The organism is Asticcacaulis solisilvae, assembly GCF_017875235.1.
GTDB classification, from domain to species: Bacteria; Pseudomonadota; Alphaproteobacteria; order Caulobacterales; family Caulobacteraceae; genus Asticcacaulis; species Asticcacaulis solisilvae_A.
The window spans coordinates 58,024-72,114 of sequence record NZ_JAGGMI010000019.1; the positions used below are offsets into that span (position 1 = coordinate 58,024).

The 14,091-nt window shown below is 61.2% G+C and carries 9 protein-coding genes and 1 pseudogene; 8 read left to right on the forward strand and 2 right to left on the reverse strand.

Annotated features, from left to right (window positions below):
• The first annotated feature begins 2 nt into the window (after window positions 1–2).
• The 8 genes from J2X24_RS20950 to J2X24_RS20985 all read left to right on the forward strand — a co-directional run bounded on the left by J2X24_RS20950 (window position 3) and on the right by J2X24_RS20985 (window position 11,998).
• Window positions 3–1,484: a glycoside hydrolase family 30 protein gene (locus J2X24_RS20950; RefSeq protein WP_245345006.1), complete on the forward strand. Its 1,482-nt coding sequence runs from the start codon at window positions 3–5 to the stop codon at window positions 1,482–1,484.
• A 638-nt stretch (window positions 1,485–2,122) separates the two neighbouring features.
• Entirely contained in the window at window positions 2,123–3,205 is a 1,083-nt protein-coding gene (locus J2X24_RS20955) for an ABC transporter ATP-binding protein (protein WP_209725807.1), read from the forward strand.
• Window positions 3,205–4,083: a carbohydrate ABC transporter permease gene (locus J2X24_RS20960; protein WP_209725809.1), complete on the forward strand. Its 879-nt coding sequence runs from the start codon at window positions 3,205–3,207 to the stop codon at window positions 4,081–4,083. Before J2X24_RS20955 ends, J2X24_RS20960 begins: the two co-directional genes overlap by 1 nt.
• Window positions 4,080–4,916, forward strand: a complete 837-nt coding sequence (locus J2X24_RS20965; protein WP_209725811.1) for a carbohydrate ABC transporter permease — start codon at window positions 4,080–4,082, stop codon at window positions 4,914–4,916. Before J2X24_RS20960 ends, J2X24_RS20965 begins: the two co-directional genes overlap by 4 nt.
• Complete coding sequence (locus J2X24_RS20970; protein WP_209725814.1) at window positions 4,913–6,223, forward strand: ABC transporter substrate-binding protein; 1,311 nt, start codon at window positions 4,913–4,915, stop codon at window positions 6,221–6,223. The genes J2X24_RS20965 and J2X24_RS20970 overlap by 4 nt, the downstream gene beginning before the upstream one ends.
• A gap of 12 nt (window positions 6,224–6,235) precedes the next feature.
• The gene (gene arfA, locus J2X24_RS20975; RefSeq protein WP_209725817.1) at window positions 6,236–7,744 is read left to right on the forward strand and encodes an arabinosylfuranosidase ArfA; all 1,509 of its coding nucleotides are present in this window, start codon (window positions 6,236–6,238) and stop codon (window positions 7,742–7,744) included.
• 313 nt (window positions 7,745–8,057) lie between these two features.
• Entirely contained in the window at window positions 8,058–10,895 is a 2,838-nt protein-coding gene (locus J2X24_RS20980; RefSeq protein ID WP_209725820.1) for a TonB-dependent receptor, read from the forward strand.
• Between the two features lie 92 nt (window positions 10,896–10,987).
• Window positions 10,988–11,998, forward strand: a complete 1,011-nt coding sequence (locus J2X24_RS20985) for an arabinan endo-1,5-alpha-L-arabinosidase (RefSeq protein WP_209725822.1) — start codon at window positions 10,988–10,990, stop codon at window positions 11,996–11,998.
• A gap of 232 nt (window positions 11,999–12,230) precedes the next feature.
• On the opposite strand, the gene J2X24_RS20990 is transcribed toward J2X24_RS20985, so the two are convergent.
• Both J2X24_RS20990 and J2X24_RS20995 read right to left on the reverse strand, forming a co-directional pair.
• A complete protein-coding gene (locus J2X24_RS20990) occupies window positions 12,231–13,817 on the reverse strand; it encodes an alpha-N-arabinofuranosidase (protein WP_209725824.1) in 1,587 nt (528 codons plus the stop codon).
• Window positions 13,818–13,869: 52 nt separating this feature from the next.
• A pseudogene (locus J2X24_RS20995) lies at window positions 13,870–14,091 on the reverse strand (AraD1 family protein); the annotation flags it as partial.

The window sequence follows — 14,091 nt, forward strand, 5'->3', positions numbered from 1 at the left end:
CCATGACCTCAATGACGCGTGCGTTTCGCAATCGCCTTCTGGCGTCGACTTTTGCCACCGTTCTGGCCATGGCCATCCCGTTGACGGCGTGTGGCGGTGCTTCCGGTGGTGGCGTCCCTGCCGCGCCGACCACGCCCGCCGCGACCCGCCTGACTGTCAAGGTATGGGAGACGACCGGCGACAAGTCGAAACTTCTGGCGCCGCAGGCCGACCTGACCATGGTCGGTGGTGCGGCCACCGGCACCGTCATCACCGTCGATCCATCCCAGACCTTCCAGTCGATCACCGGCTTTGGCGCTTCGATTACAGATGCCTCGGCCTATCTGATCCAGCAGAAGATGTCGTCTTCACAACGCGACGCCCTGATGCGCGACCTGTTCAGCGACGCTGGCCTGGGCTTCAGCTTCACGCGCCTGACCATCGGCGCGTCGGACTTCTCCTCGACCCACTATTCCTATGATGACATGCCGGCCGGCCAGACCGATCCGTCGCTGGCGCATTTCTCGATCGCTTCAGCCAGGACCGACGTCATACCGACCGTCAAGCAGGCCTTAGCGCTCAATCCGAAGCTGACGGTCATGGCCAGCCCGTGGAGCGCGCCCGGCTGGATGAAGACGAGCGACAGCCTGATCACCGGTTCGCTTAAGCCCGAAGCCTATCCTTATTTCGCCGACTACCTGACGCGCTACGTCAAGGCCATGGGTGACGAAGGCGTGCCGATCACCATGCTGACCTTGCAGAACGAGCCGGGCTTCGAGCCGGCCGACTATCCCGGCATGCGCGTTGAACCGGCCTCGCGCGCCGCATTCATTGGCGGGCACTTGGGTCCGAAGCTGGCCGCCAGCGGGAAGAGCGTCAAGATCCTCGACTACGACCACAACTGGGACCTGGCCAGTTCGCCCTTGACCGTGCTGGGCGACAAGACCGCCAATCCTTACGTCGCGGGCGTGGCCTGGCACTGCTATGGCGGCGATGTCTCGGCACAATCGAGCGTCCATAATGCCTATCCGGACAAGGAAACCTATTTTACCGAGTGCTCAGGCGGTGAGTGGGCTTCGGCATTCGGCGAAAGCTTTGCCTGGACGCTCAAGACGCTGGTCGTCAATTCGACGCGCCACTGGTCAAAGGGCGTGCTGATGTGGAACCTGGCGCTCGATGAAAACTTCGGTCCGCACAAGGGCGGTTGCGGCAACTGTCGGGGCGTGGTGACGATCGATTCGAAGACCGGCGCCGTGACGCGCAATCTCGAATATTATGCCTTTGGCCATGCCTCGAAGTTCGTGAAGACCGGCGCCGTCCGCATCGCGTCGGATAGCCTGGGCGGCATCGATACTGTGGCGTTCAAGAATCCGGACGGTTCGATCGCGCTGATCGCCGTCAACGCGGGAACGGCGCTCAAGACTTTCGTGGTCAGCTCCGCGGCGCGCACCTTCAGCTATAGCCTGCCGGCGCAATCCGGCGCGACCTTTGTGTGGACGCAGTAGGGACCGAATTTGGGCAATGGCGTGGCAAAAAAATAAGGATGCGATAAATGCGCATTGACCAAAAGCAAAAAAGATGAGACTTATGCACAGGTCTTGAATTTGGGACCGCAAAATTTGGATAGCCTGCAGCTTCTGCGGGCTTGGGGCGACAAAGGCCTTGGCAGGGATTGCCGAGGCCTTTTTGCTGCCTGCAGGTTGGGAAACGGCACGAAAAAACCGGCTTTCCAGCCGGTTACGGGAAGATCAATTAGACGGGCCGGGCTTTGGCTAGGGGGGGCGATGAAGACCGGCCCGTCTAATTACGTGCTCTCAGGCACGTCCTTCATATGCCAGAACGAATATAAAAAAGTGATGCGTTTCGCTCGCTTAACTGACGATATACCAAATTCCCAAGAACGCATTGGTCCGACAAATATTTCGGGCATGCCACGCAGGGTTCGGTCCCGTCATCAGGAACATCCTTCGGTGCTTGGCAAAGTCGCCGTGCGGGGAAGTGAATTTGTCATACGTTTGCCACTTGCTGGCCTCCGCCTTCGGTGTTACATCCATTTTGTCTGAGTAAAGCGTCAAAATAGGCGCTGCCAGACCCGGAGTGAAACGACGCCGATCAAGCGCCGGCCAGGAAGCAGGGAGTAGCCGTGAGCGGCATCGACATCAAAAACGTCTCGAAGGCGTTTGGCACGACGCAGGTTTTGGATGATGTGTCGCTGCAGATCGCGCCCAATGAATTCATTGCGTTTTTAGGGCCATCGGGCTGCGGCAAGACCACGCTGCTGCGCATGATCGCCGGTCTTGAAACCGTCGATGCCGGCGAAATCCATATCGGCGACCGCCGCGTCGATGACCTGCCGCCGGGCCAGCGCGGTGTCGCGCTGGTGTTTCAAAATTACGCGCTTTATCCGCATATGTCTGTCGCCGACAATATGGCGTTTGGCCTCAAGAACATCGGCGTTGCCAAGGACGAAATCCGCCGCCGCGTCGAAGATGCCGCGCGCATCCTCGAGCTCGACGGCCTTTTGGCGCGCAAGCCCGGCGAACTGTCGGGCGGCCAGAAGCAGCGCGTCGCCATCGGCCGCGCCATCGTCAAGAACCCTGATCTCTTCCTATTCGATGAGCCGCTGTCGAACCTCGACGCCGCCCTGCGCATGCGCACGCGGCTGGAACTGGCGCAACTGCGCCGCCGCCTGAAAGCGACCATGATCCTGGTGACGCACGATCAGGTCGAGGCCATGACCCTGGCCGACCGCATCGTCGTCATGAAGGACCGCAAGGTCCAGCAGGTCGGCTCGCCGATGGAGATCTATGCCCGCCCGGCCAATGTCTTTGTCGCCGGCTTTGTTGGCTCGCCGTCGATGAATATTCTGAAAGCCACGATTCAGGACGAGGGCGGTTTCGCGGTCGCCATCGTCGCCGGCACCAAGATCGCCACGCGTGTGCCGATGGCGGGCCTGCCGGCTTCCGATCACTGGCGGCTGGGCCTGCGCCCGGAATGCGTCAAGGTGTCCAATGACGGCCATCCCGCAACGGTCGAGTTCGTCGAGCGCCTGGGTGAGCGCACCCTGGTCTATGCGAAACTCTCTGACGGCACGCCGGTCACCGCCGAAGACGCCGGCAACAGCCGCGTGGCCATGGGCGACGCCATTCACTTGCGCATAGATGGCGCCCGCGCACACCTGTTCTCCGGCACGGGCGACGGTTACCACGCCGACGAGGCCGCCTGATGGGCGCCCGGGCCGCTTCCCGGCAATGGTCGAACGCCCTGTTCGTGGCGCCGTACCTGATCGCCTATCTCTGTCTGCTGATCTTCCCGCTGGTCTCCGGCATGGGGTTGAGTCTGTTCAAAGCCGACCTGTTCGGCGGCCGTGAGTTTGTCGGCTTGGAGAACTTCGCGCGCCTGTTCAAGGACACCGTTTTTTTGCAGTCGGTCGCCAACACCTTTTATTTCGTGCTGCTGACCGTGCCGCCCCTGACGGTCATACCGCTGTTTCTGGCGCTGTTGCTGAACCGCAGCGACCGCACCGCGGCCATCTTCCGCGGCGTCTTCTTTTCGTCGTCGGTCCTGTCGGTGACCATCGTCACCCTGATCTGGCGCATGATCCTGATGACCGAAGGCGGGCTGGCGGCCAATATCCGCCACGCCATGGGCTTCGACGCCATTCCGTTCCTGAGTGATCCCAACCTCGTCATGATCTCCATGGCGATCATAACCGTCTGGTGGTGCCTGGGCTTGCCGATGATGCTCTATCTGTCGGCGCTTCAGCAGGTGCCGCAGGACATCTATGAGGCCGCCGAGCTCGACAACAGCGGCTGGTTCCGCACCCTGTGGTCGATCACCCTGCCGGCGCTTAGCCGCACCGTCATCCTGGTCGCTATCTTCCAGTGCGTCCTGCAATTCCAGCTCTTTGGCCAGCCGCAACTGATCACCCAGGGCGGACCGAACGGCGCTTCGCGGCCGATCGTGCTGTTCATCTTCGAAGTCGGCTTCCGCCGCTGGGACATCGGCTATGCCGCCGCCGCCTCGCAGATCCTGTTCGGCATCATCCTGTTGGCCACCCTGATCCAGTACTTCGTCACCAGCCGCAAGCAGGTGTCGTCATGAGCCACGCTTCTCATAAATCCCTCCGCAACACGCTGGTGCTGGTGACGCTGATCGTGCTCGGCTTCATCATGCTGATCCCGCTGATCTGGACGGTGCTGCTGTCGCTGAAGGCCAATGGCGAGCTGATGCGCTCCACCGCCAATGCCTTCCACGGGCCGTACACGCTTGAGAACTATATCGACATTCTCAACAACTCGTCGGTCTTCCGCTGGCTGATGAATTCGGTGATCGTGTCGGGCCTGACGACCCTGGGCGTACTGGTCCTGTCGTCATTGGCCGGCTACGGTTTTGCGCGCCTCGACTTTCCAGGCCGCGACAAGCTATTCCTGTTCGTCCTCTTCGGCCTGGCCATCCCTGAGCAAGCCGTCATCATCACGCGCCACCAGCTGTTCACGGCGCTGCACCTGCATAACTCCTATCCGGGGCTGATCCTGCCGGGCCTGGCAGCGCCCTTCGGCGTCTTCCTGATGACGCAGTATTTCCGCGCCATCCCCAAGGAACTCGACGAGGCCGCGCTGCTTGATAACGCCTCACGTTTCCAGGTTTTCTGGAAGGTTCTTCTGCCGCTGACCCTGCCGGCACAAGCCACGCTAGGGATTTTCACATTTCTGGCTTCCTGGAATGAATACTGGTGGCCGCTGATTTCGGCGACGCGATCGGAGATGTTTACCCTGACCGTGGGCCTTGCGGCGTCGCAGATCAATTTCGCCCAGACCAGTGGTTTGGGCTATCTGATGACCCAGGCGGTGTTCGCCGCCACGCCGATCCTGGTCGTCTACATCATCTTCCAGAAGTACATCGTCAAGGCGGTGTCGGGAGCGGCGGCGCGATGAAAAAGCTCCTCCTGGCAGTCGCACTCCTGGCGCTCGGGTCGTGTTCCGAAAAGAGCGAGGTCACCGAAATCAGCGTTCAGCGCATCTTCGGTGAATGCCGCGCCAATGTGCCGAAGGGCCAGCCGCCGCTGCGCAACCCCGACGGCGAATGCGAGATCGTCACCCAGATCCTCGACGACTTCGAAAAGCGGAACCCGGACATCCGGCTCAAGGTCAATATCGCGCCGTGGCCGGGCTACGACCAGCTGTCGGCGCAGTACGCCGCCGGCGATCCGCCCGACGTTGTCACCATGCATATGTCGGTCATGCCGGACTTCGTGTCGCGCGGCCTGATCGAGCCGCTCGATGCCGATTTCGCCAAGGTGGGTCTCGACGTGAATAACTTCACGCCGGCGGCGCGTAACGGCGTGACCGTCAAGGGCCATGTCTACGGCATGCCGTTCGACAACTGGACGCAGCTCTGGCACATCAATATGGGCCTGTTCCAGAAGGCCGGCCTGGTCCGCGACGGGCAACCCATCCTGCCGCACAGCCCTGACGAGTTGCTGGCTCAGGCGCGTCAGTTCAAGCAAGCGACAGGCCTGCCGTACCTGCTGCAACCGACCGACAATGAACGCGCCGCCTTCACGCGCAACATCTACACCTATCTGCTGGACCAGAACGCGGTCTTCTTCCCGGACAACAAGCACATCCGCCTCGACACGCCGGAAGCGCGCCGCATCGTCGAACTGTTCCGCCAGATCTATGCCGAAGGCCTGATGGCGCCGGCGCAAGATTACCCGGCGGCGATGGCGGCCTTCCTGAACGGGCAGGGCGGGATATGCATGGTCGGCACGTGGATGATCGGCGCTTTCGAGGCCGAAGCGAATACGCCGGGCCGGCCGCTCTCCGCCGGCTATGCCGTCAGGCCATACCCGATGCTCTATGGCGGCAAGCAGACGGCCTATGTCGATGGCCACGCCTGGGTGATGCCCAGGCGCGAGCGCACGCCCGAACAACGCGCCGCGGTCATCCGTCTGATGAAGTTCCTGCAACAGCGCGACTATGACTGGTCGCGCACCGGTCATCTGCCGACCCAGGCCGACATTGCGCGCAGCCCGCAATATCTGGGCCTGCCGCATCGTGACGGCATCGTCGCCCTGGCCACGGTCGGCCAGACCCTTCCGGCCGGCGTCGAGCGTCAGATCGCCATCCAGGACATTATCGGTGATGAAATGGCTTCGGCCATTACCGGCCACAAGCCGGTTGCCCAAGCCCTCAAGGACGCCGAACACCGCGTCAACGACCTTCTTTTCCATGTTCTCTAGAGACTAAAGCCTATGACCTTAAAAGCCACAGTGGTCGCCGACCGCGATTTTGTCGTCGCACCGTTGGATCGCCGCGTATTCGGCACCTTCGTCGAGCACCTGGGCCGTTGCGTCTATGGCGGCATCTATGAACCTGGCCACCCGACGGCCGACGAGCACGGCTTTCGCGGCGACGTCCTGGCCCTGACCAAGGAACTGGGGCCGACCATCGTGCGCTATCCGGGCGGCAACTTTCTGTCGGGCTATGACTGGGAGGACGGGGTAGGGCCCAAGGACCAGCGCCCGGTGCGCCTGGACCTGGCCTGGGCCTCGACCGAGACCAACCAGTTCGGCACCAATGAGTTTATCACCTGGTGCCGCAAGGCCGATATCGAGCCGATGTTCGCGGTCAATCTGGGCACGCGCGGCCCGGCCGAGGCGCGCGACTTTATCGAATATTGCAACCATCCGGGCGGCACCAAGTTCTCTGACCTGCGTAAGGCGCATGGTCACGAAGAACCCCACGACATCAAGTTCTGGTGCCTGGGCAACGAGATGGACGGGCCGTGGCAGACCTGCGCCAAGACGGCCAAGGAATACGGCGCCGTCGCCCGCGAAACCGCCAAGATCATGCGCTGGATCAGCCCGGACCTGGTGCTGGCGGCGTGCGGTTCATCGCAGCGCGCCATGCCGACCTACGCCAAGTGGGAATACGAGGTGCTGGACGAGTGCTTCGAGCAGGTCGACATGATCAGCCTGCACGCCTATTTCCGCAACGACGACGACGACATCGCCGAGTTCTTCGGCGAGGTCGACAATCTGGAATTCTATATCAAGGAAATCACCGCCGTCGCAGATGCGGTTGCCGCCAAGCGCCGCTCCAAGAAGCGCATCATGCTCAGCTTCGACGAATGGAACGTCTGGTATCGCACCCACCATCCGCAGTTCATCAAGAAGCCGGGCTGGCCGCAGGCGCCGGAACTGCTGGAGGAAATCTACAATTTCGAAGACGCCCTGGTTGTCGGCGGCGCGCTCATCGTCATGATGAACAATGCCGACCGCGTAAAGGCGGCTTGCTTCGCGCAGCTGGTCAACGTCATCGGTCCGATCTTCACCGAAACCGGCGGCCCGGCCTGGCGCCAGACCATCTTCCACCCGATCGCCGCCGCCTCGCGCTTTGGTCATGGCGAGGTCCTGCGCCTGAAGGTCGATACGACGACCTTTGACACCAAGGCGCACGGCGCGGTGCCGCACCTGCTGGCGACCGGCATCCACAATCCGGAAACAGGGGAGGTGGCGATCTTCGCGCTCAACCGCTCGACGACGGACGATATGGACCTGTCGGTAGACCTGCGCGGCCTGACGGGTTTGAAGGTTGCCGAAGCCAGCGAACTGCACGATGCCGATCGCAAGAAGATCAACAGCAAGGACGATCCCGACGCCGTATCGCCGAAGCCGAACGATTCGGCCGGGGTTGAAGGCAGCCTGTTTACGGCGCGTTTGAAACCGCAGTCTTGGAACGTCTTCAGCCTGAAACGTTGATGCGGAAATATTGTTAGACGCAATGTCGCTTAAAGACGTCCGGCAAATTGGCTGCGCTTTTTTGTCGGACTTGGATTGACGGCCGGTCCTATAGGCGGCGCGGCTTTATTTTCATGTATAAATGGCGCGTCACTATTTTTTCCATTAAAATACAATAGATTAACGATATGTTGCGTATTTGAGACACGCTGCTATAAATCAGACAAAATATGTCCATTCGGCCTGCCATATCTTGACTTGCTCTTTTTGTCGGACAAATATTGCGATCAGAGAGTTCGCATAATTGAACCGTCTATCAGCAGGGAGTTACAATATGTCTGTAAAGAAGCCTGGACACCGTTCCGGCCATGCCATGCGTCTCGGCCTGACCGCCGCGGCCTCCGTCCTCGCCATCACTTTCGCCGCACCGGCCGCCTTTGCCCAGGACCCCGCGCCCGCCGCAGCGCCGGCGGACGATGAAATCGTTGTCGTCAAGGGCGTCCGCGCCAGTATGGCCAAGGCGGTCAACGTCAAGCGCCGCTCGACCCAGATCGTCGATTCGGTCATCGCCGAAGATATCGGCAAGCTGCCCGACAACAACGTTGTCGAAGCGCTGCAGCGCGTTCCGGGCGTCCAGGTGACCAACCGCGCCAACGGTGAAGTCTCGGGCATCTCCATCCGCGGCATGCCGGACGTCACCACGACCTGGAACGGCCGCTTCGTCTTCACCGGCACGGGCCGTCAACTGGCGCTCCAGGACATCCCGTCCAACCTCGTCAACCGTATCGACGTCTTCAAGACACGCACGGCGGATCAGATCGAAACCGGCATCGCTGGCCAGATCGACGTGAGCACGCACCGTCCATTCAACTTCAAGGGTCCGCAAATCTCTGTCGCTGCGCGTGGCATCTATCACGAGCAGCGCGGTGAATTTAACCCGAACGTCAGCGCCCTGCTGTCCAACCGCTGGGACACCGGCGCGGGTGAGGTCGGCGCCCTGGTGAACCTTTCCTATGCCGCCACCAAGTACCGCAACCAGGACCTGAACGTCGGCGCCAGCGTGCCGTTCCTGACCGAGAACCCACCCCCGGGCTTCGTGAAGCTGGAGCGCCTGTTCCCCGACAATCCGCGTTCGCCCTGGCCGACGGGACTGGAAACCGGCCTGCCTTACGCGCCCGGCTCGACGCTCAAGGTCGACGGCGTCGACCGTCCTTACTACCTGTCGCGCGACGCCATGATCGCTACCGATCTCCAGGGTGATCGTGAACGTCCGGCCGTCAACATGGCCTTCCAGTGGCGCCCGAGCCAGAACGCCGAATACACCGCGGAATACTTCTACGAAGGCTACCGCAACAAGATCTTCAACAGCATGCTGTTCACCTTCGTCGACTGGTGGGGATCGCTGGGACCGAACCCGACCTTCACCCTGATTCCCGACACGAACATCATCAAGTCGCGCGCCGTCAATGACGTCTACGGCTTCAACTCGTCCGACTACACCCAACAGAGCACCGACACCCACGTGTTCGCCCTGAACGGCAAGTGGACCTTTGACAATAACCTGGTGCTGGTCGGCGACCTGTCGTATCAGACCAGCGAGTTCACCTCGAACTTCTTCGCCATGCGGACCGAGCGCGCCGGCCATGACGTCGTGATCGACTTCAACGCCGACGAAGGGCTGCCCGCCTATCACTTCACCGACCCGAACGTTCTGACGGATCCGACCGCCTGGGGGATCGCGCAGCTTTACGACAACTCCGACCGCCAGAAGGGCGATGCCCTGACGGTGTCGCTGGACGGCGACTGGGCCAGCGACGATGGCATCGTGCGCAAGTTCAGCTTCGGCTTCCGCTATGACGATCGCGGCGCGGAATCGTACTTCCGCGGCCAGGATGCTCCGGTGCTGGGCCGTCCGTTGTCTTCGCTGCCGGCAGAGGCGATGTTCTATAACGAGAACTTCTTCGACGGCCGCGCGGATGTTCCGCAGTCGTGGGTGCTGCCGAACGGTCACTGGCTCTATGAGCATGCCGATGACATCCGTACGCAGTACAAGACGGTCAAGCCGACCTTCCAGACCAGCGACCAGTTCGTCATGAACAAGGATTTCGACGTTCAGGAAGCGACGACCTCGGCCTATGTCATGTGGGACCTGGAGCCTGAACTGTTCGGCCGTCCGTTGCTGGCCAATATCGGCGTGCGCTATGTCAGCGTCACGACCGACATGGCCTTCCAGGATCGCCTCACAGGGAATATCGGTACGGAGTCGGCCGAAGTCAGCCGCCTGCTGCCGAACGTGACCCTGCGTTACGACATCACGAACGATATCCGCGTCCGCTATAACTACGGTGAAACCCTGCGTCGTCCGAACTTCGGCGACCTGAACCCGAACTTTACCCTGACCGGCGACCTGTCGAATATCGGTCGCGGCTCGGGCTCGCGCGGTAACCCGTATCTGAAGCCGACCGAGTCGAAGAACCAGGACATCGCGTTCGAATGGTACTTTGCCCGTGATAGCGTCGTGCACCTGACCCTGTTCAGCCGCGAGATCGAGGGCCTCGTCATCACTTCGCCGAACATCTTCACAATCACCAACAGCGGTCTGAACACCTCGACCTTCCTGATCAACCAGCCGGTCAACGCTTCGAACGGCAAGCTGACCGGCGCGGAACTGGGCCTGACCTACTTCCCGGACAACCTGCCGGGCATCCTGCAAGGCTTCGGTGTCCAGGCCAGCGCCACGTGGCTCGACTCGTCGCAGAACATTCCGCTCTACGACACTTCGGGCGTTACGCCGGTGTTGCTGGGTGAAGACCAGTCGTCCTTCTTCGGCGTCTCGGACTTCTCGTACAACGCCACGCTCGCCTATGACCGCGGCCCGGTCGGCGCCCGCCTGTCCTATGTCTGGCGCGACGACTTCCTGGCCTTCAACGAAGCGCGTCTGTTCGCCAACCCGCTGGGGGTCTGGGCCAAGCCTGAAAAGAGCGTCGACTTCCAGATCAACTACGACATCAACGACCGTCTCTCGATTTCGTTCGACGCCGTCAACCTGACGGACGAAATCGGCCAGAACTACTACAAGTTCGCCGATGCGGGTGGTCCGGACCTGTTCAACCACGTCAGCACCCTGTGGAGCCGTCAGTTCGCTGTTGGCCTGCGCTGGAGATTTAATTAATATCTTCCAGGCACCTGACGCCTCAGGCAGGTAATCTCTAGTACGGCGCCGGCGTGATCTTTCAACGCCGGCGCCTTTTTCGTGAGGATGCCATGATTACGAAAAGACAGTTGGTCGGCGGCCTGGCTACGGCGCTTGTTGCCGGAGGCGCGGGCCTGTCAGGCAGGGCGCTGGGACAGCCGATCGACCTGACGGGCGATATTTCGCCTGTGCACGATCCGTGTATTATCCAGGACAAGGGGACCTACCACCTGTTCTGCACCAGCCAGCTTCGCGAAGGGAAGGGGCTGATCCACTGGCGGACGTCGCCGGACCTTGTTACCTGGACCTTAAAGGGCGCGGTCATGCCGGTCATTCCGCAATGGGCCGAAGCGGCGGTACCGGGCGTCAAGGGGATCTGGGCGCCGGATGTGGCCTGGTTCAATGGCCGGTTCCATATCTACTATTCGTGTTCGACCTTCGGCTCAAACCAGTCCGCTATCGGGCTGGTGACGTCGCCGACGCTCGATACCTCCGACCCGGCGTTCGGCTGGACGGATCAGGGCAAGGTGATAGGATCGGTCAAGACCGATATCTACAATGCCATCGATGCCAACCATGTCGAAGACGCCGATGGCCGGCATTGGTTGAGCTTCGGCAGCTTCTGGTCGGGTCTGAAAATCATCGAACTCGATCCGGCGACGGGCAAGCTCAAGAAAAAGAATGCCTTGCCGCGATCGATCGCTGGCCGCAAGGACCCCGGCGCCATCGAGGCGCCGGTCATCATCCGCAAGGGCGAATACTACTATCTGTTTGCGTCGTTCGACTTCTGCTGCCGGGGCGCCAACAGCACCTACTACACCGTTGTTGGTCGCTCGAAATCGGTCGAAGGGCCATATCTGGATCGCGATGGGGGCAAGATGAAGGACGGCGGCGGAACAATCGTCCTGCATGCCGATCAGGACGCGACCAGGCGCTGGAAGGGGCCAGGCCACGTCGATATCCTGCAGGAGGGCGATGTCGAGCACATTGTCTACCATGCCTATGACAGCCAGAACGGCGGCCGGCCGACGCTGCGGATACAGAAGCTGAGCTGGCAGGACGGATGGCCGGTGGCGGTTTGAGGTTTTGCAGGAGGCACGGCCTCCTGCACCTCGATAGCTTGACCGAGCAGGTTGAGCATCAACAGTTCAAGGTGGACAAATGAAAACCTCCCAAGCCCCGAAAGGCCTGGGAGGTTTTCATTTGTATATCCTAAGCCGCTGACACTCGACTTACTCGACCAACTTAAGGGGGCAGGGGACCCATGGCGGGCGGACGCTATACGTCCGCCTCGGCATACCCCTGCAAAAACCTTTAATCCAGCGCCACGACCGTCACCGACTGCGGCGGCAGTTTCAGCACCAGTTTTCCGCCCTGGGCCTTAGCCGAGATCGCCTTCGGCGCCACGACGTTCGGATTGTCGAAGGTGTTGATGCTGTCGATCTTCGGTGCGGCCAGGGTCTCACCCTTGGCGCCTTTGGCTTTCAGGCCCAGTGCGGCCAGGTCGATCTCGGCCGGTGCCTTGGGGTTGATATTGGTCAGCGAGACATAGACCTTGCCGTCCTTGCCCTTGGCCGCGGTGACATCCAGCGCCGGCAGGGTCACGCCGTTGAAGGTGTAGGTGCCTGCGTCATACTGGACGGGCAGGAAGGTCGCGTCCTGGAAGGGCACGTACAGCTTGAAGACGTGATAGGTCGGCGTCAGCACCATCTTGTCGCCTTCGGTGAGGATCATGGCCTGGAGGACATTGATCATCTGGGCGATATTGGCCATGCGCACGCGGTCGGCGTGGCGTGTGAAGATGTTGATCGTCACGGCCGCGACAATGGCGTCGCGCTGCGAGTTCTGCTGTTGCAGGAAGCGCGGGTTCGAGCCCTTGGCCGCAGTGTACCAGGTGCCCCATTCGTCGACGGCCAGGATGACCTTCTTCTTCGGGTCATACTTGTCCATGATCGCCGAATGCTTGGTCACCAGCTCGTCCATCTTGTAGGCCGACTTAATGACGTGGGCGTATTCATCCTCGCCGAAGCCTTCGCCGGAATAGTGCGGCGGCCATTGGTTGTAACCGGAATAATAGTGCAGCGACAGGCCGTCGAGCGTCCAGCTGAAGATCTGCTTGGTCGACGCCTCCATCATGACTTCGGTCCACTTGTAGTCATCGACATTGGCGCCGGACGCGATGCGCTTCATGCCGTTGGGATCGAAGTCGCCGTTGGGCAACTGCTGGGCGTTGTCGTAGTTGCGGGCGAAGGTGGCGAAGTTGCGATAGAGGTTGGCGTAGTGCTCGGGCGTCATCGAGCCGCCGCAGCCCCAGCTTTCGTTACCGATGCCGAAGATCGGCACCTTGAAGGGCTCCTTGCGGCCATTGGCGACGCGTTCGCGCGCCAGCGACGAGATGGCCGGATCGGCGGTCATATATTCCAGCCAGTCCGACATTTCCTGCGGCGTGCCCGAACCGACATTGCCAGAGACATAGGCTTCGGAGCCGATCATCTCGATGAAGTCCATGAACTCGTGGGTGCCGAAGTGGTTCGATTCCGCTACGCGGCCCCACAGGTAGTTGACCGTGGAGGGACGCTTGTCCTTTGCGCCGATGCCATTGCGCCAATGGTAGTCATCGGCATAGCAGCCGCCGGGCCAGCGGATGTTCGGCACCTTGACGGCCTTGAGCGCGGTGACGACGTCATTGCGGATGCCGCGCGTATTGGGGATTTTCGAATCTTCGCCCACCCAGATGCCCGGATAGATGCCGGTGCCCAGGTGTTCGGCGAACTGGCCGAAGATGTGGCGGCTGATCTGCGGGCCGGGCTTGGTGGTGTCGACTGTGACGGGCGTACCGGCCAGGGCAGGGGCGGCGGCGAGAAGCAGGGCGGCCAGCGCCCCGGCAAGATGTTGTTTCATGTCCTGTTCCTGTATCGAGTTATTGTCCCGCGGCCTCTGTGGACCGCTGGGCTTATAGCACTTTTGTCAGCACCTGTTCGGCGCTGTCCGTCTTGAGTTCGTTCTTGAGGCCATACTTGAAACCACCGGCGGTGATTTCAAACACATCGCCGTCCTGGGTCTTGATGCCGTCGGCGAACGACGCCGTGGCGGTGCCGAAGCAGTGGACGTGGACATCGCCGGGTTGGCGGAACAGGGCGTACTTGAAGTGGTGATGTTCCAGGTTGGCCAGGGT